Origin of the sequence: Kitasatospora mediocidica KCTC 9733 (assembly GCF_000744225.1) — a bacterium.
Classification (GTDB): Bacteria; Actinomycetota; Actinomycetes; order Streptomycetales; family Streptomycetaceae; genus Kitasatospora; species Kitasatospora mediocidica.
Map to the genome: position 1 here is coordinate 881474 of NZ_JQLN01000004.1, position 21920 is coordinate 903393.

The 21920-nt window shown below is 74.0% G+C and carries 22 protein-coding genes; 8 read left to right on the forward strand and 14 right to left on the reverse strand.

Going from position 1 to position 21920, the window contains the following annotated elements; all coding sequences use genetic code 11:
• The first annotated feature begins 20 nt into the window (after positions 1–20).
• A complete protein-coding gene (locus BS80_RS11570; protein ID WP_035797319.1) occupies positions 21–824 on the forward strand; it encodes an inositol monophosphatase family protein in 804 nt (267 codons plus the stop codon).
• A gap of 63 nt (positions 825–887) precedes the next feature.
• Here the strand turns inward: BS80_RS11570 and BS80_RS11575 are convergent, their stop codons facing one another.
• The 6 genes from BS80_RS11575 to BS80_RS11600 form a co-directional block, all read right to left on the reverse strand.
• Positions 888–2126, reverse strand: coding sequence for a cytochrome P450 (locus BS80_RS11575; protein ID WP_051966480.1), 1239 nt, complete (start codon positions 2124–2126; stop codon positions 888–890).
• A gap of 73 nt (positions 2127–2199) precedes the next feature.
• Entirely contained in the window at positions 2200–2928 is a 729-nt protein-coding gene (locus tag BS80_RS11580) for a tRNA-dependent cyclodipeptide synthase (protein ID WP_035796170.1), read from the reverse strand.
• 680 nt (positions 2929–3608) lie between these two features.
• Positions 3609–5102, reverse strand: a complete 1494-nt coding sequence (locus BS80_RS11585) for a pyridoxal phosphate-dependent decarboxylase family protein (RefSeq protein ID WP_051966481.1) — start codon at positions 5100–5102, stop codon at positions 3609–3611.
• A complete protein-coding gene (locus BS80_RS11590) occupies positions 5099–6505 on the reverse strand; it encodes a diaminobutyrate--2-oxoglutarate transaminase family protein (protein WP_035796172.1) in 1407 nt (468 codons plus the stop codon). The genes BS80_RS11585 and BS80_RS11590 overlap by 4 nt, the downstream gene beginning before the upstream one ends.
• A gap of 121 nt (positions 6506–6626) precedes the next feature.
• Positions 6627–7637, reverse strand: a complete 1011-nt coding sequence (locus BS80_RS11595; protein WP_035796174.1) for a hypothetical protein — start codon at positions 7635–7637, stop codon at positions 6627–6629.
• Positions 7638–7711: 74 nt separating this feature from the next.
• Entirely contained in the window at positions 7712–8779 is a 1068-nt protein-coding gene (locus tag BS80_RS11600) for an RNA ligase (ATP) (RefSeq protein ID WP_035796177.1), read from the reverse strand.
• Positions 8780–9081: 302 nt separating this feature from the next.
• On the opposite strand from BS80_RS11600, the gene modA reads away from it, so the two are divergent.
• The 5 genes from modA (at position 9082) to BS80_RS11625 (ending at position 12935) form a co-directional block, all read left to right on the forward strand.
• Positions 9082–9909, forward strand: a complete 828-nt coding sequence (modA, locus tag BS80_RS11605) for a molybdate ABC transporter substrate-binding protein (RefSeq protein ID WP_035796178.1) — start codon at positions 9082–9084, stop codon at positions 9907–9909.
• Positions 9910–9929: 20 nt separating this feature from the next.
• On the forward strand, positions 9930–10724 hold the full coding sequence (locus tag BS80_RS11610) for an ABC transporter permease (protein WP_408607362.1): 795 nt from the start codon (positions 9930–9932) through the stop codon (positions 10722–10724).
• A gap of 23 nt (positions 10725–10747) precedes the next feature.
• On the forward strand, positions 10748–11809 hold the full coding sequence (locus BS80_RS11615; protein ID WP_083974538.1) for an ABC transporter ATP-binding protein: 1062 nt from the start codon (positions 10748–10750) through the stop codon (positions 11807–11809).
• 89 nt (positions 11810–11898) lie between these two features.
• Positions 11899–12642: a dienelactone hydrolase family protein gene (locus tag BS80_RS11620; protein ID WP_035796180.1), complete on the forward strand. Its 744-nt coding sequence runs from the start codon at positions 11899–11901 to the stop codon at positions 12640–12642.
• Positions 12643–12656: 14 nt separating this feature from the next.
• The gene (locus BS80_RS11625) at positions 12657–12935 is read left to right on the forward strand and encodes a DUF6295 family protein (RefSeq protein ID WP_035796181.1); all 279 of its coding nucleotides are present in this window, start codon (positions 12657–12659) and stop codon (positions 12933–12935) included.
• 6 nt (positions 12936–12941) lie between these two features.
• Here the strand turns inward: BS80_RS11625 and BS80_RS11630 are convergent, their stop codons facing one another.
• Together BS80_RS11630 and BS80_RS39310 are read right to left on the reverse strand one after the other, a co-directional pair.
• Complete coding sequence (locus tag BS80_RS11630) at positions 12942–13652, reverse strand: aminoacyl-tRNA hydrolase (RefSeq protein ID WP_035796182.1); 711 nt, start codon at positions 13650–13652, stop codon at positions 12942–12944.
• A 9-nt stretch (positions 13653–13661) separates the two neighbouring features.
• The gene (locus BS80_RS39310; RefSeq protein WP_157536161.1) at positions 13662–14582 is read right to left on the reverse strand and encodes a hypothetical protein; all 921 of its coding nucleotides are present in this window, start codon (positions 14580–14582) and stop codon (positions 13662–13664) included.
• A 152-nt stretch (positions 14583–14734) separates the two neighbouring features.
• Here BS80_RS39310 and BS80_RS11640 point away from each other — a divergent pair, with 152 nt between their 5' ends.
• Both BS80_RS11640 and BS80_RS11645 read left to right on the forward strand, forming a co-directional pair.
• On the forward strand, positions 14735–15106 hold the full coding sequence (locus tag BS80_RS11640) for a YbjQ family protein (protein WP_035796183.1): 372 nt from the start codon (positions 14735–14737) through the stop codon (positions 15104–15106).
• A gap of 40 nt (positions 15107–15146) precedes the next feature.
• On the forward strand, positions 15147–16229 hold the full coding sequence (locus BS80_RS11645) for an FAD-dependent oxidoreductase (RefSeq protein WP_035796184.1): 1083 nt from the start codon (positions 15147–15149) through the stop codon (positions 16227–16229).
• Here BS80_RS11645 and paaE read toward each other — a convergent pair.
• The 6 genes from paaE to BS80_RS11675 all read right to left on the reverse strand — a co-directional run bounded on the left by paaE (position 16217) and on the right by BS80_RS11675 (position 21301).
• Entirely contained in the window at positions 16217–17284 is a 1068-nt protein-coding gene (gene paaE, locus BS80_RS11650; RefSeq protein WP_051966485.1) for a 1,2-phenylacetyl-CoA epoxidase subunit PaaE, read from the reverse strand. The genes BS80_RS11645 and paaE overlap by 13 nt on opposite strands.
• On the reverse strand, positions 17284–17769 hold the full coding sequence (gene paaD, locus BS80_RS11655) for a 1,2-phenylacetyl-CoA epoxidase subunit PaaD (protein ID WP_035796185.1): 486 nt from the start codon (positions 17767–17769) through the stop codon (positions 17284–17286). Before paaD ends, paaE begins: the two co-directional genes overlap by 1 nt.
• On the reverse strand, positions 17763–18638 hold the full coding sequence (paaC, locus tag BS80_RS11660; RefSeq protein WP_035796186.1) for a 1,2-phenylacetyl-CoA epoxidase subunit PaaC: 876 nt from the start codon (positions 18636–18638) through the stop codon (positions 17763–17765). Before paaC ends, paaD begins: the two co-directional genes overlap by 7 nt.
• Before the next feature lie 13 nt (positions 18639–18651).
• Positions 18652–18939, reverse strand: a complete 288-nt coding sequence (gene paaB / locus BS80_RS11665) for a 1,2-phenylacetyl-CoA epoxidase subunit PaaB (RefSeq protein ID WP_035796187.1) — start codon at positions 18937–18939, stop codon at positions 18652–18654.
• Entirely contained in the window at positions 18932–19876 is a 945-nt protein-coding gene (gene paaA, locus BS80_RS11670) for a 1,2-phenylacetyl-CoA epoxidase subunit PaaA (protein ID WP_051966486.1), read from the reverse strand. Before paaA ends, paaB begins: the two co-directional genes overlap by 8 nt.
• Before the next feature lie 117 nt (positions 19877–19993).
• Positions 19994–21301 (reverse strand): M20 family metallopeptidase, encoded by a 1308-nt coding sequence (locus tag BS80_RS11675; protein WP_198045493.1) that lies wholly within the window; start codon positions 21299–21301, stop codon positions 19994–19996.
• Between the last annotated feature and the right edge of the window lie 619 nt (positions 21302–21920).

Here is a 21920-nt window from a genome sequence, read left to right on the forward strand (position 1 = left end):
AAGGGAGCGGACGCGTGCTCATGGAGAAGGTGGCGGAAATCCTCACCGAGGCGTCCGCGGAGGTCGTCGAACCGCGATTCCGGGCCCTGGCGGCCGGCGAGGTGATGGAGAAGTCCCCGGGTGACCTGGTCACCGTCGCCGACCGGGAGGCCGAGGTGATCATCACCCGACGGCTGCGCGAGCTGCTGCCGGTGCCCGTGGTCGGCGAGGAGGCGGTGGCCGCCGACCCGTCGCTCGCCCGGGCGCTGCACACCGAACCCGCCTGCTGGCTGGTCGACCCGGTGGACGGGACCGCCAACTTCGTGGCCGGACGGCCCGACTTCGCGGTGATGGTCTCGCTGATCCGCGACGGCGAGGCGGTGGCGGCCTGGATCTGGCAGCCGATGACCCGCACCGCCTACGCCGCCGAACTGGGCGCGGGTGCCTGGCGCGACGGGCAGCGGCTCACCCATGCGCCGGCGGCCGACTCGCCCGAGAAGTGGCGCGGCTCGATGAAGCCGTGGTTCCTGACCAAGGACGTCTTTCCCGGACTGCGTGACCGGGTGCACGCCTTCGGCCAGGTGACCGGGGGGCGGCGCGCGGCGGGCGTGGAGTACCCGCAGGTCGCCGACGGTGACCTGGACTTCCTGGTCTACTGGCGGACCCTTCCGTGGGACCACGCACCGGGCTCGCTGCTGGTCCGCGAGACCGGCGGGGTCTCGGCCCGGCTGGACGGCACCCCGTACCGGGCCGACCCGCCCGGCGGTGAGGACGGCCTGCTGGTCGCCGGCGACCCCGAGACCTGGGAGCGGACCCGGGCGATCCTGCTCGGCCTGCCCGACTGACCCGACTGACCCGTCCGCCGCGGCAGCGCCACGACGAACGGGTGTCGGAGACGGCCTGCGGCGCTACCAGAGCACCGGCAGGCGCTCCGGCAGGCGCTTGATGAAGCCCGGACGCCACGCCAACTGCTCGACCGGCAGGGCCAGCCGCAGCGCCGGCAGCTTCTCCACCAGCGCCGTCAGCGCGATCTCGGCGTGCGTGCGGCCGAGCGCCGAGGCGGGGCAGAAGTGCTGGCCCCCGCCGAAGGCCAGGTGCGGGTTGGACTCCCGGTCGAAGTCGATCCGCTCGGGGTGCGGGAAGACCGCCGGGTCGTAGTTGGCCCCCTCGATCAGGACCAGCACCAGTTCACCCGCCCTGATCTCCACCTCGCCCAACCGGACGTCGGCCAGGGCGATCCGCGGCAGCGCGTCGCCGATCGACAGGTTGTAGCGCAGCAGCTCGTCCACCGCCCGGCCGATCACCGCCGGCTCGGCCCGCAGGCGGTCGGCCAGCTCCGGCTGCTGCGCCAGCGCGATGATCGCGTGCTGCAGGAACGCCGAGGTGCTGACCGCGCCCGCGCCGAAGAGCGAGAGAGCGACGGTGGCCAGCAGCTCGTCGCTGACCTGGTCCGAGACGTCCGGCGAGCGGCGCAGCTCGGCGAACCGGCCGAGCAGGCCCTCGGTCGGCTCCGGATCGGCGTTCAGCCGGTCCACCATGTAGCCGAGGTCCTTGTACCAGTTGACTGCCGAGCCCTCGAAGGTCCTCGGGCTGGTGATGAACGCGACGTCGATGCCGGACATCAGCCGGCGCCAGTCGTCGGTGGGGATGCCCAGCAGGCGGCAGTGCAGCGCGGCCGAGTACGGCTCGGTGAAGCCGTCGCGCAGGTCGGCCGGCGGGCCCTGCTCGATCAGCCGGTCCAGCAGCTGGTGCGCCTGCGCCTCCAGCCAGCCGCCCAACTCCCGGTCCGCCTGCGGTGAGAGGGTCTTCATGACGGCGTTGCGCAGCCCGGCGCTGTTGATGTTGCCCATGTTGTTGACCACCTCCGGCGGGATGGTCAGCGCGTACTGGCGCGGCACGCCCGGGTTCGCGGTGTCCTTGAGGCTGAACCGGTCGTCCTCCAGCACCTGCTTGGCCAGCTCGTAGCTGCTGACCAGCCAGGCTTCGTCGCCGGTCATGGTGCGGACCCGGGCGACCGGCTGCTCCGCACGCAGCCGCTCGGCCTCCGCGGGCAGGATGTCGCCGCGGCGGGACAGCGGGAAGTCCGGCAGCGGCGGGTGGTGCGCGGTGCCGGGCAGGACCGGGTCGCGCTGTGCTGTCGTGGTCATCGTGCTTCTCCTCAAGAAATATGACGGTCGATCAGAAGGAAGTCGGGGTCGGACGGGTCACGGGCCCGGATGTTCAGGCCGCGGCAGCGGCCGGACGCGGCGCGGCCGCCCCGGGACGGACCACCGCGTAGGCCTGCCCGGGAACCGCGCGCAGCCCCTCGCTGCGACCGAACAGCACCGGGGTGAGCGGGAGTTCGACGTGGTAGCAGGAGACCGAGGTGGGCACTTTGAGCAGGCCGGGGGTGTCCAGGAAGAACGGCAGCTCGGCGCAGATGTAGCGCAGGCCGGCGGCGAGCTGCTCCGCGGTCGGCTCCTCGCCGTCGGGCGTGCGGCCGGCGAGGAAGGAGCGCGCCATCCCCTCCGCGGCCTGCCGGAAGACCGGGTCGCCGGTCAGGCTCTCCTCGATGGCGATCCGCAGCTGCTGGTAGCGGGCGTCGGAGAGGAAATCGGAGACCGCGCGGATCCGGACCGCCTCCCAGCCGGCGTCCGCCACCCCGCGCTGGATCCGCCGGGCGGTGGTCTTGATCTCCTTGGCAGCCCGGCGCTGGGCGTGCTCGGGGGTGTAGCCGAAGGCCGCGAACTGGGTGTCGACGTGCAGATCCGCGTAGACGATATCCACCGAGTCGAAGAACTCCCTTGCCCACAAGACGAGTTCGGATATCCGCTGCGGGCTGAAGTAGCTGTTCCCGGGGCTCACCCCGATCAGCAGGTGGTCACCGCGCTCCCATACCTGCCGGCAGCGGTCGGAAAAGGGACGTGCCTCGAACGTGCTGGGCTTGGTGCTGATGAGCGAGTCGCTCATAACCGCGGCCTCCGCGTCGCATGGCTGAGTTCACAGCAGAAGTCAGGGAAAGGAAAACGGGGGAAGGGGAAAGCGGGGGAAGGGAGAATGTCCGGCACCTCGGGTGTCGTGACGCGCGCCGCCGTTCACCGGGGCGCGGAAGAACGCACATCCGGGCACGAGCGCGCAGAAATGCCCGCGCTATTGACGCTCGTTCATCCGAATGTGACGCTGAATTCAGGTCCGACGGTCACCGCGGCACTCGGGCCGCCCGGGATCCGCAGCGGATCCACTCCGACGACCGGGCTACGAGCATAAGGCCGGCGGCGCCTGGACATCCGGCGCGCCGTCGGGGGTGGCCACCACGGACGCCGGGGCCGTCGCCGGCCGCGCCCGATCGCTACGACATGCCGCAGGCACCGCGGATTCGCGGTTGCGCATGGCGGGTCCCCCTCGCGCCGCGAGTCCCGAGGAACCGTGTGCTCCTGGTGTGGCGGCGACTACGGGAAGTGACGTTACCGTCGTTGTTCGGGAGGATCGCAAGTCTTGCCGGTGGGTTGGCGAAATGTCGTCCAGGCGCGGCCGAAAAAAGACATCGATGAGCAACGGAATGCGATTACCACCGATCGCTGGAACTTCCTCCAGCAGGCGCCGTCGATATTCCCGTCGAATTGTGCGGATCACCACTGTTCCGCATTGCCCTACGCCGACTCCAGTGCACGGCCGGCCTCGGTCACCTCGTCCAGCAGCCGGGCGAGTTCGGCCTCGCTCGTGTGCGGATTGAGCAGCGTGAGCTTGAGCCGCACCAGGCCCGGGCCGGCGCCCGGGAGTTCGGTGCGGCCGAGCACCGCGCGCCCGCCGGCCAGCAGCCGCCGGCGCAGTTCGCCGTTGAACCGATCGACGGCCGCCGGGTCCCACTCCCGCGCCCGCTCCCCGCGCTGCGGCCGGTAGCGGAACACCACAGTGGTCAGCAGCGGTTCGCAGTGCAGCTCCAACTCGGGTCGGCCACGCACGAGTTCCGCCGCCGCCAGGGCCAGCTCATGGCAGCGGTCGACCAGCCGGCCCAGCCCCTGGCGGCCCAGCGTCCGCAGGGTGACCGCGATCTTGAAAGCGTCGGCCCGCCGGGTCGTCCGGAGCGAGAGACCGAGCAGGCTCGGGTAGCCGGCCTCCTCGTCGTCCGCCGGGTTGAGATAGACCGCCCGGCGGGCCAGCGAGGCGTAGGTCTCGGCCCGGCGGGCCAGGAACACCCCGGCGGCGGTCGGCTGCCAGCCCAGCTTGTGCCAGTCCAGCGAGACGGAGTCGGCCCGCGCCAGGCCGTCAAGCAGCGGCGCCAGCCGGTCGGAGAGCAGCGCCCCACCGCCGTACGCGGCGTCCACGTGCAGCCAGGCGCCGTACTCGGCCGCCAGGTCGGCGCAGCGGTGCAGCGGGTCGACGGCGCCGGTGTCGGTGGTCCCGGCGGTGGCGACCACCGCGATCGGCGTCTGCCCGTCCCGGACCGCCGCCGCCAGCGCCGCGCCGAGCGCGGCGCCGTCCATCCGCAGCTCGCGGTCGACGTCGACCGCGACCACCGCGCGCTCCCCCAGCCCGAGCACGGCGGCCGCTCGCTGGACGGAGAAGTGCGCGGCGCGCGAGGCGAAGATCCGCGGGCGCGTACCCGGGTCGACCCCGTCCATCTCGGGCCGTCCGGGCAGGATCTGGTCCCGGGCGAGCATCAGCCCGAGAAGGTTGGACTCGGTGCCACCGGAGGTCAGCACCCCGGCGGCCAGTTCCGGCCGGTAGCCGACCAGGACGGCCAGTTCGGCCAGCAACTCGGTCTCCAGGACAGTGGCGGCCGGCGCCTGGTCCCAGGAGTCCATCGAGGGGTTGAGCGCGTCGGCCGCGAGGTCGGCGGCGACCGCGACGGCCAGCGGCGGGCAGTGCAGGTGCGCCGCGCAGGCCGGATCCGCCGGATCGGCGGCGCCGTGCGCGAGCAGCTCGGTCAGCCGGGCCAGCGCGTCGGCCTCGGTGTGCCGGAACTCCTCGCGGACCAGGTCGGCCAGCTCCCCCGGAGCCCCGGCCGGCAACGGACCTGCGCGCCGCACGGCACCGGCTTCGAGCGCCGTCAGCACCGTCTCCAGCAGCGGGCGCAGCGCGGCCGGTCCGCCCACTCCCCCGGCCAGGGGCGGTAGTTCGGGATCGGGAAGTTCGTCGCTCATCGTGCCCCACCCCGCGCCGGGCCTTGGGCGGATGCGGCCTCGATGGCGTCGGCGAGTCGGTCCAGGACCGCCCGCAGCTGCTCGTCGGTGACCGTCAGCGGCGGCAGCAGACGCAGCACCGCGTCGTGCCGGCCGCCGAGTTCGACGATCAGCCCACGCGCCAGGCACGCCTCGCGGACCCGGACGGCCAGCCGGGGATCCGCCGGCAGCGCGCCGCAGCTGTCCATCTCCCCTGCGGGGTCCACCAGTTCGACGCCGATCATGAGCCCCCGACCGCGCACGTCGCCGATCACCGGCAGCCGCTCGCGCAGCGCGGTCAGCTCCCTGATCAGCAACCCGCCCAGCTGTCCGGCCCGTTCGGCGAGCCCGTTGGCGGCGACATGGCGCAGGGTGGCGGCGCCGGCCGCCATCGCGAGGGTGTTGCCGCGGAACGTCCCGGTGTGCGCGCCGGGCTGCCAGCCGTCGTACTCCTCGCGGTAGACCACCACCGCGAGCGGCAGGCTGCCGCCGATCGCCTTGGAGAGCACCATGGCGTCCGGGACGATTCCGCTGTGCTCGACCGCCCACATCGCGCCGGTGCGACCGACGCCCGTCTGCACCTCGTCCACGATCAGCGGGATGCCGCGCTCGGCGGTGATCCGGCGCATCGCGCGCAGCCAGCCGTCCGGCCCCGGCACCGCGCCGCCCTCCCCCTGCACCGCCTCCAGGATCATCGCCGCCGGGCGCACCACGCCTCCCGCCGGATCGTCGAGCAGCCGCTCGGTGTAGACCTCGGACATCCGCGCGCCCGCCTCGCCGCCGAGGCCGAACGGGCAGCGGTAGGAGTAGGGGTAGGGCAGCCGGGTGACCTCGCCGCCGCTCGGCAACGGCTCCTTGGCGGCGACGTTGCCGGTGACCGCGAGGGCGCCAGCCGTCATCCCGTGGTAGCCGCCGGTGAAGGCCAGCGCACCCCGGCGGCCGGTCGCGGTCTGCATCAGCTTGAGCGCGGCCTCGACCGCGTCGGTCCCGGCCGGGCCGCAGAAGTGCACCCGGGCGCCGTTCGCGAACCCGGCCGGCAGGCTCTCCAGCAGCGCGGTGGTGAAGTCGTCCTTCTCCGCGGTGGCGAGGTCGAGCAGGTGCAGCGGCGCCCCGCTGTCCAGGGTGCGGCGGATCGCGTCCAGCACCACCGGGTGGTTGTGGCCGAGCGCCAGGGTGCCGGCGCCGGAGAGGCAGTCCAGGTAGCGGCGGCCGTCGGCGCCCTCGACCGTCATGCCGTGCGCGCGGACCGGCACGATCGGGAACGAGCGGGCGTACGTCCGGGCGGCGGACTCGCGGACCCGTTGGCGGCGCAGGATCGCCTCACCCGGCCCGGCGGGGGCGGCAGGACCGGAAGGCGCGGCGGCAGGCGCGACAGAGAGGGTCAAGACAGCTCCAAAGTTAGGTAAGCCTAACTTTAGTTTATGGCCTGTCAGGTACCGCTCCGTCCGTTTCAACGAGCCGCCGGGCAGCGGGTCACGGGTGCGCCGCCCGCAACCGGGAGACCGCTCAGTCGTAGTCCGAGCCGCTGACCGCCCAGGCCAGGCCGGTGGCCGGGTCCTCCAGGGCCAGGTGCAGATGCCAGATCTCGTCGGCCGGATCGCACCAGGTGAAGCAACGCATCCGGGCCACCAGCGCGTCCACCTCGTCCGCGGAGCAGCTGGGCACCGTCGGGGTTCCTCCTGGCCGCAGGCTGGCGGACGGGTCCGCCATCGCGCCCAGCGCCTCCCAGACGGCGATCCGGCCCCGGGCGGCGCCGCCCGGTTCGCCGTACGCGCCGGCGCCGGAGGCGGCCCGCACCAGCGCCGGGTAGGCGAGGGCGAAGGGGATGTAGCCACCGGTCGCCAGGGATCCGCTGGGCGCCAGCAGCGCGGCCGCGTCCGGCGCCGAGCCGCGCAGGCAGCGGGTGCTGAGCCAGCTGGAGAGGCCGCGCAGGGCGGCGGTGGCGGGCTGGTCGGGGCCGGGCAGTGCGCTGCCGGGGGCGGGCAGCCGGATCGGGCCGAGACCCTCCCGGCTGTCCGGGAGCGAGAAGAGCGCCGTGGCCGCCGCGCCGCCGCGCCGGTAGTTGGTCACCCGGCTGCCCGGCTCCCAGCCCGCCAGCTCCCAGGACCGCAGCACCGGCGGCGGCGTGGGGCTCACCAGCGCCGTGCCCGTCAGGTCCTCGCCGAGCAGCACCCGGGTGTGGGCCACCAGCGTCCGGATCGGCTCGTCGGGCAGCAGCGGGTCCAGCACCTCCCAGAGGTGACGGGTGGCCAGCACCTCCCAGAGCGGCCCGACCCGGCCGTCGTACTCACCCGCCACCGCGCCGGGCCCGGCGGACGGATCGAAGAGCCCGGCCGCGACGTCGGCCGGGGCCGCGAAGGCCAGCTCGTGGCCGAAGGCCGCCGCCTCGCGCGCCGCGGCCCGCTCCCCGCTCAGCGCGGCGGTGGCGGCCCGGGTCTGCCGGTAGATCCCGAGCAGCTCCGCCCAGCTGCCCTGGGCGGCCAGGGCGCGGAGCCTGCGGTCCTCATGGGTGATCATATTTGCAGCGTACGTGCCACCCGGAGACACGCCCTGACATCACGTCAGCTCGGTGCGTCGCCGGGTGGATCCTGCTACTCGTACTCGGTGCCGCCCTTGCGGGTCAGGTAGGCGCCGCTGACCACCTTGGCGATGGCCCGGCCGCCCAGCGCGAAGCTGTAGCGCTCCACCACCGGCCGCACCACCACGCCCTCGCGCAGGTGCAGCCCGCGCCCGGAGACCGTCTCCCGGCCGTCGGCCAGCGCCAGGACGGTGGCGGCGTCGAACGGACCGCTCCACAGCCGGGGCACCAGCGGCAGCCGGCCCGTCAGCAGCTCGGCGGCGTCCAGCCAGTGCAGCTGCCCGTCGATCACGGCCGAGACGTCGAAGACCGCGTAGCCGGGCAGCTCCGCGCGGCCCGACTCGCCGTAGCCGAGATCCTGCACGCCCGCGCCGAAGACCTCGCCGAAGATGCCGACCCGCTCGGCGCCCAGCCGCTCGGCCAGCTCGGCGGCGGCCTCGGGCACGCCGTGCGCCCTGACGGCGCGCCAGTAGAGGTTGCCGCCGTCCTCCTTGAGCGCCAGGCCCTGGGCGCCGATCCCCTTGGAGGAGACCTGCACCGCGCCGGTTCCGGCGTGCAGGGTGAGCAGGCAGCAACTGCCGTGCAGCTTCTCGGTGAGCACCACCGGCTCTCCCGGCTCGAAGACGTCCGGGAAGCGCTGGAGGTTCTCGATGTCGACCCAGGGCAGCAGATCCGGGGCGGCCTCGACCTCGCCGTTCATCGTGGTGGGGATCGGCGGCACCCACTTGACGACCCCCAGCTCGGCGGCGAAGTCGCGGCCCTCGGCGGCGGCCAGCTCAAGGTCGACGCCGGCCAGCGCGAGCGGGCGGCAGACGATGCCCTGCGAGAGCTCGCCGCGCAGCCGGACCGCGCGCACCCGGTCGGACTTGCTGCCGGCCAGCCGTCCGGTCAGACCCAGCTCCTCGATGAGCGCGGCGGGGAGTACCGCCTGCTCGGGTATGTAGACGGCGTACTCGCCGGTGCGGTAGGCACCCTTGGCGACCACCGCCCGGTAGAGCCCGACCTGGGCGAGCTCCAGGGCGTCGGCGTTCGGGTGGTCCAGAACGGTGAGCCGTTCGGCGGTGACGCGCAGCGTGGACATGGTGGTGACTCCTCCCCGTGGGTATGTCACCACTGTGACGAAGCAGCGGGCCTGGTGGCCAGCGGTTTTCCCACGGTTCACACAGGTCCCACCGGGCACCGGGCCGGGCTGGCCTGTGCGAAGGCACAAGGGATTTCAGGCTTGCATCTGCGGCACTATGATCGGCACGGCGACCGCAGATACGCAACGATCGCGAGCTCTGTGGGCGCCAGGGTCGCCCCCTTTCGCCGCATGACGCGGCGGACCGGCCCACACCGACCGCACACCCGCGCCCTGACGGCGCGGCAGAGGGGAAACTCCAGATGACCACCACCCGGTCCCGCACCGCCGCCGCCACGTTCGCCGTGCTCGCCCTGGCCGTTGGCCTGACCGCGTGCAGCTCCTCCAAGAGCACGACGCCCGCCGCCTCCGGCGCCTCGGGCTCCGCCGCGGCGTCCGCGTCCGCGCCGAAGGCCACCGGCACGATCACCGTCTTCGCCGCCGCCTCGCTCACCGGGACCTTCAACGACCTGGGCAAGAAGTTCGAGGCCGCGAACCCGGGCACCACGGTGAAGTTCAACTACGGCGGCAGCTCGGCGCTGGCGCAGAGCATCGTGTCCGGCGCGCCCGCCGACGTCTTCGCCGCCGCCAGCCCGGCGACCATGAAGACCGTCACCGACGCCAAGGACACCGCCACGGACCCCAAGGTCTTCGTGCGCAACACCCTGGAGATCGCCGTCCCCAAGGGCAACCCGAAGAACCTCACCAGCCTGCAGGCGCTCGCCGCGCCGAGCGTCAAGGTCGCCCTCTGCGCGACCCAGGTGCCGTGCGGCTCGGCCGCGCAGACCGCGCTCACCGCGGCCGGCGTCAAGCTGACCCCGGTCACCCTGGAGCAGGACGTCAAGAGCGCGCTCACCAAGGTCGAGCTGGGCGAGGTCGACGCTTCGGTGGTCTACCAGACCGACGTGCAGGCCGCGGGCGGCAAGGTCGACGGGGTCAACTTCCCCGAGGCGGCCAAGGCGATCAACGACTACCCGATCGCCGAGGTGGCCAAGGCCCCGAACGCGGCCGGCGCCGCGGCGTTCATCGCCTTCGTCGAGTCGACCGAGGGCATGCAGGTGCTGACCGCGGCGGGCTTCCAGGCCCCGTGAGACTGATCGACACCGCGCCGGTGAGGGCGAAGCGGGGCTCCCGGATCCCGCTCGCCCTGCTGCTGCCCGCGCTGCTGGGGCTGGTCTTCCTCGTCCTGCCGCTGGCCGGCCTGCTGATCAGGGCGCCCTGGAGCGCGATGCCCAGCGAGCTGTCCAGCCCGGCGGTCTGGGACGCGCTGCGGCTGTCGCTGATCTGCGCGACCTCCGCGACCGGCGTCTCGCTGGTGCTGGGGGTGCCGCTGGCCTGGCTGCTGGCCCGCACCGAGTTCCCCGGACGGCGGGTGATCCGCGCGCTGGTCACCCTGCCGCTGGTGCTGCCGCCGGTGGTCGGGGGCGTGGCGCTGCTGCTGGCGCTGGGGCGCAACGGGATCGTCGGACGCTGGCTGGACTCGGCCTTCGGCATCACGCTGCCGTTCACCACCACCGGCGTGGTGATCGCCGAGGCGTTCGTCGCGATGCCGTTCCTGGTGATCAGCGTCGAGGGCGCGCTGCGCGCCGCCGACCCCCGCTACGAGGAGGCCGCCGCGACACTCGGCGCCTCGCGCCTGACGGCCTTTCGGCGGGTCACCCTGCCGATGATCGCCCCCGGGGTGGGAGCCGGCGCGGTCCTCGCCTGGGCCCGGGCGCTCGGCGAGTTCGGTGCGACGATCACCTTCGCCGGGAACTTCCCCGGGAAGACCCAGACCATGCCGTTGGCGGTCTACCTCGCGATGGAGACCGATCCGGACACCGCGATCGCGCTCAGCCTGGTCCTGCTCGCGGTCTCGATCGCGGTGCTGGTCGGGCTGCGCGACCGCTGGATGAGCACGCCGTAGCCCGCAGGAACGTGAGGAACCCGATGACGACGCCCTCCCTGGACGCCCACCTCCAGGTCGAACGGACCGGCTTCTCGCTCGACCTCGCGCTGACCGCCGGCGCGGGCGAGGTGATCGCGCTCCTCGGGCCCAACGGCGCCGGCAAGACCACCGCCCTGCGCGCCCTGGCCGGCCTGCTGCCGCTCACCGCCGGCCACCTGCGGCTGGACGGCAAGGCGTTGGAGGACCCGGCGGCCGGCCTGCACACCCCGGCCGAGGAGCGGCCGGTGGGCGTGGTCTTCCAGGACTACCTGCTCTTCCCGCACCTCAGCGCCCTGGACAACGTCGGTTTCGGCCTGCGCTGCCAGGGCCGTTCCAAGAAGGAGTCGCGCGCCGAGGCGCTGCCCTGGCTGGCCAGGATGGGCCTGGAGGAGCACAGCGCCAAACGCCCCGGCAAGCTCTCCGGCGGCCAGGCCCAACGCGTGGCGCTGGCCAGGGCGCTGGCCGTCGGGCCGCGGCTGCTGCTGCTGGACGAGCCGCTGGCCGCCCTGGACGCCCGCACCCGGCTCGACGTCCGCTCCCAACTGCGGCGCCACCTGGCGGAGTTCGACGCCGTCGCGGTGCTGGTCACGCACGACCCGCTGGACGCCATGGTGCTGGCCGACCGCCTGGTGGTGATCGAGGACGGCCGGGTGGTGCAGGCCGGCACGCCCGCCGAGATCGCGCGTCGCCCGCGCACCGACTACATCGCCCGGCTGGTCGGCCTGAACCTCTATCAGGGCGTCGCCGACGGCCGCCGGGTGAAGCTGGCGAGCGGCGCGGAGCTGACCGTCGCGGACGAGCTCACCGGCCCGGCCTTCGTCGCCTTCCCGCCCGCCGCCGTCACCCTGCACCGCGGCCGCCCGGACTCCAGCGCCCGCAACGTCTGGGAGCTCACGGTGGCCGGCCTGGACCTGCACGGCGACCAGGTCCGCGCCGACCTCACCGGCGCGCTGCCGCTGGCCGCCGATCTCACCCCGGCCGCCGCGGCCGAACTCGACCTGTCCACCGGAGCCAGCGTCTGGGCCACCGTCAAGGCCGCCCAGACCCACGCCTACCCGGCCTGAACCGGCTCTGCCGGGCACCCGATACGCTGCCGTCAGGACCGACCGTTCGGTCCGGTACACCTGTCCTCCCCACGGAAAGGTCACGGCTCATGTACGACGCGATGCTCGCGGAGACCATCACCCTCACCGGCCACAGCGGCGACACCATCGAGGCGTACTCCGCCCGACCGCTCACCGCGGGCCCGCTGGGCGGCGTCGTGGTGATCCACCACATGCCCGGCTACGACGAGGGCACCAAGGAGATGGTGCGCCGCTTCGCCGCCGAGGGCTTCAACGCGGTCTGCCCCAACCTCTACACCCGCGAGGCCCCCGGCGCCTCGCCCGACGACGCCTCCGCCACCGCCCGCGCGCTCGGCGGCGTCCCGGACGAGCGCCTGGTCGGCGACGTGGCCGGCGCCGCCGCGTACCTGCGCGGACTCAGCTCCTCCAACGGCCGGGTGGGCACCATCGGCCACTGCTCGGGCGGGCGGCAGTCCTTCCTGGCCGCCGCCCACCTGGAGCTGCAGGCCGCGGTGGACTGCTACGGCGCCTTCGTCACCGGCACCGTCCCCGAGGGCTTCCCGCTCCAGGTCCAGCCGATCGGCCACCTCGCCGCGGACCTCTCCTGCCCGCTGCTCGGCATCTTCGGCGCCGACGACAAGTACCCCTCCCCCGAGGCGGTCGCCGAGCTGGAGGAGCTGCTGAAGGCCGCCGGCAAGGAGTACGAGTTCCACAGCTACGAGGACGCCGGCCACGGCTTCTTCGCCGTCGACCGCCCCGGCTACCGCCCGCAGGCCGCCACCGACGGCTGGACGAAGATTCTCGACTTCTACCGTCGCCACCTCGGCGCCTGAGGAGACCACCCGTCATGTGCACCTATCTGACCGAGCTGGCCGAGATCCAGGGCAGCGGCAAGAGCGCCACCGGCTACATCCCGCTCACCACCGCCATGGTCTGCGTCGACCACCCGCAGCACGCGCCCTTCGAGCACACCGTCAACATCGACTTCCTCAACCCCGACCTCGGCCCCTCCGCGCGCGTCGCGGTGGAACTGACCGAGGAGTCGGCGCTGGCCCTGATCGAGGCCATCCGCGCCGCCCTGGCCGCCGCCCCGCCCGGCCTCGCCTCGGCGCAGCCGCCGGCCTGAGGCCTGCTACCCCGACAGAGCCGGGTGGTCGGCGACGACGGTGCAGGAGCCGGGGGCGATCTCGGTGAAGCCGGCGTCGCGGACCAGCGGGAGGTCACCGGTGGTCAGGGTGGCCCAGTGGGCGGGGCTGGCGGTGCGGACGGCGAGGGCGAAGCCGGACTCGGCCCACTCCTTGCGCTGGGTCTCGTCCAGGCGCCACCAGGTGAGCTGGGCGGCGTGACCGGTCTGGGCCATGGTCTTGCCGGCGCTCATCTCCAGCTCCGGGTTGAGCCAGAGCACCGGCAGGCCGGGGGCGGGGGCGGCGGGCGGGGCGGGGTCGTCCAGATCGGTGCCGGAGACCTGGAGCTTGGCCAGTTCCTTCGGCCAGCCGTCCAGCGGGACGGGCGGGTAGACCCGCACCTCGGCCGCCGTCCCGTGCACGGTGATGCCGGGCAGCTGCGCCGCCTTGCGCCACTCGCCGCCGCGGGCCCGGCGGACCACCTTGCGGATCCGGGCGTCCTCCCAGGCGTGCACCAGCTCGGCCCACTCACCGTCACCGGTGGCGCGCGGGTCCGCGAGCAGGGTCAGCACGGCGCGCGCGGAGGTCTCCAGCGCGTCGGTGCGGGCCGGCGGATCGGCCTTCTCCAGGTGGAGGACCAGCGGCAGCACGTACTGCGGATTGGCGTCGCGCTCTGCGGGGTCGCCTGCGGGACTGGGGGCGTCGAACGGAGTGGTCACCCGGACAGGCTACCGGCGGTAGCCACGGCCGGGGTCGCGCTCCTCGGCCTCCTCGTACGGGAGGAACCAGCCCTCGGGGTGGGTGGCCGCGAGCACGTTGTCCAGGCGGACCGCGCTGTCCTCGTCCGGGTCCTGGCCGGCCAGGTCGTAGACGCCGAGCAGTTCGTCGGAGCAGCCGTCCCAGTCGTAGTCGTAGAGGTCGGCCGGCAGATCGCCCATCAGGTCGGCCACCGCCTGCGGCTGGGAGCCGAGCAGCGAGCGCGCGTCGAGCAGGGCCAGCCGCAGCGCGAGTTCCTCGCCGGGGCAGCGCGGCAGCGGCCACTCGCCCAGGCCGAGGTCCTCGGCGAGGTCGTCGTAGGCGCGGGCCATCGCGCGCCGCCAGGAGCGGTGCATCACCCAGCTGCGGCGCGGCAGGCGGGCGAAGACCGCCCAGTCATGCTCGTCGCCGTCGGTCACGGGGTCGTCGCCGTGCTCTTCGAGGTCGTCGTAGGCGGCGTCGGCCAGCGCGAGCAGCTGGGTGTGCAACAGGCAGGCCGTGCGCGGGGTGAGCGACCAGTCCCCCGGTTCACCGTCCTCGGCGTCGAGCGGGAAGAGCTCGGCGAAGTCGGGGGCGAAGTCGTCGGTGGTGCTGATCTCCAGCGTCCCGCCGAGCGGCTCGATGCCGGGCAGCGCGCCGACCAGCCGGTCCGGGTGCAGCAGCGCGCCGAGCGCGGCGTGCGGATCCTCGGCGACCTCGCGGAGCAGCTCACGGCGTTGCGCGGCCGGGTCGATGCCGGCGAAGTCCAGCTCCTCGACGGCGGCCAGGGCCGCGGCGCGCAGCGCGGGCCAGTCGGTGATCCGGATGCCCAGCACCACGGTCGCCTCGATCTCCAGTGCGCCCGGATTGTCCGTCGCTCCCGACCCCTGCGGATGACCGCTTCGCTCTCCCATGCGCCTACGGTACGGCCTTTACCGCCGCCGCTCACAGGTCGGCGGCAGCTTTTCGCTACCGGCGTCCGAGCGGATCCGGCAACTGTGCGCCGGTGGCCGCCCCACGGCCGTGGCTGCCGGACGGAACGGCGGTGTTCGCGCAGGATGGGGGCATGAGCAACCTTGACGAGTACGGCGGCGGGCAGAGCCCGAACGCGGACATCCTGGTGGTCACCACCAACGACGTTGCCGGGCACCGGGTGGACCGGGTGATCGGTGAGGTCTTCGGTCTGACGGTGCGCAGCCGGCACATCGGGACCCAGATCGGCGCCTCGCTGAAGTCGATGATGGGCGGTGAGCTGAGGGGCCTGACCAAGACCCTGGTGGAGAGCCGCAACCAGGCGATGGAGCGGCTGATCGAGCAGACCAGGGCGCGCGGCGGAAACGCGGTGCTGATGATGCGCTTCGACGTCACCGAGGCTGCCGATCTGGGGACGGAGATCTGTGCCTACGGCACGGCGGCGGTGATCAGTCCGATCGCCTGAGCGTCGGGAATCCCGGTCACGCCCCTGATGTTTCAGGGGCGTGACTGTTTACGGTGCAACCAACGTCGACGTGGTCGTGATCGGTGCGGGCCAGGCGGGCCTCTCCGCCGCCTACCACCTGCGCCGACGCGGCTTCGCCCCGTACGACGGCTTCGTGGTGCTGGACGCCGACGCGGCGCCGGGCGGGGCCTGGGCGCACCGCGCGCCGTCCCTGCGGATGGCCACCGTGCACGGCTTCCACGACCTGCCCGACTTCGAGCTGCCGCCGGTCGACCCGGCCGCCCCGGCCCGTGAGGTGGTGCCCGGGTACTTCGCCGCCTACGAGGCCCGGCACGCGCTGCCGGTGGTGCGGCCGGTGCGGGTGACGGCGGTGCGCCCGCAGCCGGGCGGGCGGCTGCTGGTGGAGAGCGACGCGGGTAGCTGGTCGGCCCGCGCGCTGGTCAACGCGACGGGGACCTGGAGCAGGCCGTTCGTCCCGCACTACCCCGGCCGCTTCGCCGGGCGGCAGCTGCACTACGCCGACTACCGCGGCCCCGAGGAGTTCGCGGGTCTCAGGGTGGCCGTGGTCGGCGGCGGGGCCTCGGCGGTCCAGGTGCTCTCGGAGGTCGCGGCCGTCGCCGAGACGCTCTGGGTGACCCGCCGTGAGCCGGTCTTCCGGGACGGCCCGTTCAGCCCGGAGGCCGGGCGGGCGGCGGTCGCGCTGGTCGAGGAGCGAGTCCGGCTGGGGCTGCCGGTGCGCAGCGTGGTCAGCGTCACCGGGCTCGGCCCGTCGGTGGCGCTGCGCCGCGCCCGGGAGCTGGGCGCGCTGCACCGGCTCCCGATGTTCGACCGGCTGACCGAGCACGGGGTGGCCTGGGGCGAGCGGGAGGAGGCGGTGGACGCGATCGTCTGGGCCACCGGCTTCCGGCCCGAGACCGGCCACCTGGCCCCCCTCGGACTGCGCGAGCCCGGAGGGGGCATCCGGCTGGAGGGCACCCGGGCGGCGGCCGATCCGCGGGTGCACCTGGTCGGGTACGGGCCCTCGGCCAGCACGATCGGGGCCAACCGGGCCGGGCGCGCCGCGGTGAACGACATCGTCGCCCTGCTGGGCGCGCCCGAAGCCGCGCTCGCTCAGCGGTCGTAGTCGACCGTCACCCGGTCGGAGACCGGCAGGGCCTGGCAGGTCAGCACATAGCCGGCGGCCAGCTCCTTCTCCTCCAGGGCGAAGTTGCGACGCATGGTCACTTCGCCCTCCGTCACCAGCGCCCGGCAGGTGCCGCAGACGCCGCCCTTGCAGGCGAACGGCAGGTCCGGACGGGCCTGCTGCGCGCCGTCCAGCACGCTGCGGTCGCGCGGCAGCCGCAGCTCGCTGCGCCGCCCGTCCAGGACGAGGGTGACCACGCTGGCCTCGCCGTCGAAGGCCGCCTCGTCGGGGCGGTCGGCGACCGGCTCGTCCTCGGCGTGGAAGAGCTCCTGATGCACCGCCGCGGCCGGGACGCCGAGCCCGCCGAGCAGCTCGCGGGCGCCGGCCACCATGCCGTACGGGCCGCAGAGCCACCAGTGGTCGACCGCCTCGACGTCCACCAGGGCCTTGAGCAGCGCGCCGACCCGCTCGGCGTCCAGCCGACCGCTGAGCAGCTCGGCGTCGCGGGCCTCCCGGGAGAGCACGTGGACCAGCTCGAACCGGTTCAGGTAACGGTCCTTCAGGTCGGCCAGCTCGTCGGCGAACATCACGGTGTCGCTGCGTCGGTTGCCGTAGAGCAGGGTGACGGTGGATTCGGGGTGGGCGGCCAGCACCGATCCGGCGATCGAGAGCATCGGGGTGATGCCGGAGCCGGCGGCCAGCAGCACGTGCCGGGCCGGGAGGCTCAGGTCGGCCGTGAAGGTCCCGCCGGGCGGCAGCACCTCGACCGTGTCGCCGACCGCTGCGCGGCGTACCAGCTGCCCGGAGAAGAGGCCGCCCGGCACCTCGCGCACCGCGATCCGCAGCGGCCCGCCGACCGGCGAGCAGATCGAGTACGACCGGCGTTCGTCGGCCTCGTCGGTCAGCTGCCGCAGGGTCAGCGTCTGGCCGGCCCGGAAGGCGTACTCCTCGGCCAGCTCGGCCGGCACCTCGAAGGTGACCGCGACCGCGTCCTCGCACAGGCGGTCGACGGCGGAGATCCGCAGGGGCTGGAACTGCGGTCGGCGGGGCGCCATCAGATCTCCTTCATACGTTCGAACGGCTCGCGGCAGGCGCGGCAGCGCCAGAGCGCCTTGCAGGCGGTGGAGCCGAAGCGGGACAGCTCCTCGGTGTCGGCCGAGCCGCACTGCGGGCAGTCGACCGCGAGCCGGGTGGGGCCCAGCCGCAGCACGCCGTGCTCGGCGGCGGGCGGCGCGATGCCGGCCTCGGCGAGCTTGCGGCGGCCCTCGGCGGTGATCAGGTCGGTGCTCCACGGCGGGTCCAGGCGCAGTCGGACCGAGACGTCGACATAGCCGACTTTCCGCAGCCGGGTGTCCACGTCGGCGGCCATCTCGGCGACCGCCGGGCAGCCGGAGTACGTCGGCGTGAGCCAGACCGTGACGGCCTCCCCCTGCTGCTCGACGCCGGCCAGCACGCCGAGGTCGGCCAGGGTGAGCATCGGCAGCTCGGGGTCCGGGACGGTGGCCGCGACCTCGGCGGCGGAGGGCAGCGTGATCACCATGTCGCCCCCGGGTGCTCGCGGGCCACCGACTGGAACTCGGCCAGCAGCGGGCCCAGCGCCTCGGTGTGCACGCCGTCGCGCCCGGCCCGGCCGCCGATCCGGGCCAGCGGCAGGGCGGTGGGGACGGTGAGCCGGGCCTCGGTGATCACCTCGGCCAGCGCGGCCAGCACCGGCTCGCGCAGCGCGGTGGGGTCCACGCCGAGCCGCAGCTCGACCTCGTGCGGGGTGAACAGCTCGTCCAGCAGCGGCCAGACCGCGTCCAGACCCGCCTGCATCCGCTCGGCCGAGTACGCGGTGCCGTCGCCCAGCCGCAGCGTCCAGGCCGTCGCGTACTCCTGGTGGTAGGCCAGCTCCTTGGCGCCACGGACGGCGACCGCGCGCAGCACCGGGTCGGGCGCGCCGGCGAGCAGCTCGTAGAGCGCCCCGCGGGCGGTGGCGAAGAGCAGCAGCCGGGCCACCGAGAAGGCGAAGTCGCCGTTGGCGACCTCCACCAGGCGGACGTTGCGGAACTCGTGCTCGGGCCGCCAGTAGGCGAAGTCGTCCTCACCGCGCCCGCTGCCGTCGGCCTGGCCGGCCCGGCTGAGCAGCAGCCGCGCCTGACCGAGCAGGTCGAGGCCGAGGTTGGCGAGGGCGACCTCCTCCTCCAGCTCGGGGGCCCGGGTGCACCACTCGATCAGTCGCTGCGACAGGATCAGCGCGTCGTCGCCGAGCATCTGGCAGTAGAGCGAGAGGTCGGCCCCGTCGACGTCCGGTGCCAGGGCGGTGTCGACGCCCAGCAGCGGATCGGCGAAGCCCGTCCCGTAGGCCCAGCGGGCCTCGGCCTCGTGGTCCGACTCGGCGAGCGTCAGGTAGACGTGATCGTCCGTCATGGTGACCCCCAGGTCAGATGTGCGGGACATCCTCGGGGATGTCGTAGAAGGTCGGGTGGCGGTAGACCTTGTCGCCGGAGGGCTCGAAGAACGGGTCCTTCTCGTCCGGCGTCGAGGCGGTGATGGCGTTCGAGCGCACCACCCAGAGGCTGACGCCCTCGTTGCGGCGGGTGTAGAGGTCGCGCGCGGCGAGCAGCGCCATCCGGTCGTCGGCCGCGTGCAGCGAACCGACGTGCACGTGGTTCAGGCCGCGCCGGGGGCGCACGAAGACCTCGTAGAGCGGCCAGGACATGTCAGACATTGCGCTCCTCCTGCTTCGCCGCGTACGCCACGGCGGCTTCCCGTACCCAGGCGCCGTCCTCGTGGGCGGCCCGGCGGCGGTCGATCCGCTCGGCGTTGCACGGGCCGTTGCCCTTGATCACCTGCTGCAGCTCGGACCAGTCCGGCTCGCCGAAGTCCCAGCTGCCGCGCTCCTCGTTCCAGCTCAGCGCCGGGTCCGGGAGGGTGACGCCGAGGTGCTCGGCCTGCGGGACGGTCATGTCGACGAAGCGCTGGCGCAGCTCGTCGTTGGTGTGCCGCTTGATCCGCCAGGCCATCGACTGCGCGGTGTTCGGCGAGTCGCCGTCCGGCGGGCCGAACATCATCAGCGACGGCCACCACCAGCGGTCCACCGCGTCCCGCACCATCCGGCGCTGGCCCTCGGTGCCGCGCATCAGGGTCATCAGCAGCTCGTAGCCCTGCCGCTGGTGGAAGGACTCCTCCTTGCAGACCCGGACCATCGCCCGCGCGTACGGCCCGTAGGAGCAGCGGCAGAGCGGGACCTGGTTGCAGATCGCCGCGCCGTCCACCAGCCAGCCGATCACCCCGACGTCGGCGAAGGTGAGCGTCGGGTAGTTGAAGATCGACGAGTACTTCTGCCGCCCGCTGATCAGCTTCTCGGTCAGCTCGGCCCGGTCGACGCCCAGCGTCTCGGCGGCGGCGTAGAGGTAGAGCCCGTGGCCGGCCTCGTCCTGGGCCTTGGCCAGCAGGATCGCCTTGCGGCGCAGCGAGGGCGCCCGGGTGAGCCAGTTGCCCTCCGGCTGCATGCCGATGATCTCGGAGTGCGCGTGCTGGGCGATCTGCCGGACCAGGGTGGCCCGGTAGGCGTCCGGCATCCAGTCCCGCGGCTCGATCCGCTGCTCGGCGGCGACCACCGCATCGAAACGCTCCTCCAGAGCGGACTGTTCCTGCTGCACCATCGCTGCCTCCCGACTGACCGTTCGGTCGGGTCCATTGTGTAGCCGTTTGGCCACCCGTGACAAGGACCATCGGAAATGAGCGGGGGCGGGCCCGAGTGGACCCGCCCCCGCGGTGGCTCAGGAGCGGCTGCCCAGGCGGGGCAGCGGCACCGCGAGCAGGCCGGCCAGCAACGCGATCCGCGGGCCCAGCTGCGCCAGCTCGATGTGCTCGTCGCGGGCGTGCGGGCCGGCGCCGACCGCGCCGAGGCCGTCCAGCGTCGGCAGGCCGCGGGCACCGGCCAGGTTGGTGTCCCCCGCGCCGCCGGCCGGGGCGCCGTCCAGCTGCTGGCCGAGCGCGGCCGCCAGCGAGCGCACGTGCCGCAGCAGCTGGTTGCCGTCCCGCTCGGGCCAGGCCGGGCGGCTGGACAGCACCTCGGTGCGGACCAGCGCGCCGGGGCGCAGCGCGGTCAGGTGAGCGAGGGTGTCCAGCGTGCTGCGCTGGGCCTCCGGCGTCGAGAAGCGCAGGCCGAGCTCGGCCTCCGCCTGGCCGGCCACCACGTTGGCTCTGGTGCCCCCCTTGATCCGGCCGGTGTTCAGTTCGGTGCCGGGCAGGCCGGTGGCCAGCCCGCGGACGGCGACCAGCTGGTCGACCAGTTCGTCCACCGCCGAGGTGCCGTCCTCGGGGTGGTTGCCCGCGTGCGCCTCGTGGCCGGTGACGGTCAGCCGGACCCGGCTGACCCCGCGGCGGGCGGTCTTGAGCCGGCCGTCCTCGTGCGGTGGTTCCAGGCCCAGGACGGCGGCGGCGCCGGGGAGCTGGCGCTCCACCACGCGGCGGCCGTCCGGGCTGCCGATCTCCTCGTCCGCGGTCACCACGACCCGCACCGAGCGGTGCGGACGCAGGCCGAGGTCGGCGAGGAGCGCGAAGGCGCCTTCGAGGAGGGCCAGACCGCCCTTCATGTCCAGCACGCCGGGACCGCTGAGCACGCCGTCGTGCTCCCGCACCGGCCAGTCGGCCAGGATGCCGGCCGGCCAGACGGTGTCGTGGTGGCCGACGAAGAGCAGGTGCGGGAGGCTCTCGTCCTGGCCGGGCCAGTTCAGCAACAGGTGGTCGCCGGCCGGGCCCGGCTCGCGGCTCACCTGGGCGCCGGTCGCCCGGTAGCCGGCCGCCAGCTCCTCGGCGAGCGCGTTCAGCCGCTCGGCGTCGCCGCTCGGGGACTCCATCCGGGCCAGGTCGGCGCAACGGCCGCGGACGGCGGCGGAGAGGGTGCGGGCGCGGGCGGCGAGGGTGCTCGGCAGACCGGGCAGCGCCTCGGCCCTGGGGGCCGGGTCCTCACCGCCGCCGGTTCCGGGCGCGGACGCCGGGTCGCCGGAGCCCGCCGAGGGGGCCGGTGGCCGGGCGGCCGGCTCGGCGGAGCGCGGTGCGGTGCCGGTACCGTGCGGGCTCACCGGACACCCCCGAGCCGGCTGCCCGTATTCAGCGACACACCCGACAGTCCGCGCGGCGCGGCGGTGCCGTGCGAACACACGGTACGGCTGCGCCGCATGCCCGCCGGTGGCCTGGGCGCGCGTAGTGCGATGGAACGGCTGTTCGTCATGCGTCCTCCTCGCTCGATCCGGTGGCCCCGGCTCACCCGGGACCGCCGTGGACACCGGCCTCCCGGTCGTGGCGCGTGATCGCGCCACGTGATGAGGAAGCCGAGAGGTGAGCCTAGAAGAACCGTTCGGTTTCCTGCGAGGTGGCCCTGGTCCGAGGGCGCGCCCGCGCTCCGCGCGGGTGTGTCGCGGGCGTGGCGCGGGCCCGGCGCGGGGCGCCGTGAGCGCGGCACGGGCGCGGCGCGTGCCCGGGCGCGGGGCGGTGACATGCGGTGACGCGCGGGCACGGGCGGCGGGGCGGGTGTCACCGCGCGGCGCGGTGTGTCGCGGTGTGTCGCGGCGTGTCGCACGGTGTGGCGCGGCGTGGCGCGGCGGTCGGACCGGGGTCGTCCGGTACGGATCCGGTCGGTGGACCGACTCCGTACCTCCACGATGGACCTCCCGAACGCCTTCGGCAGGGCGAACCGGCCCC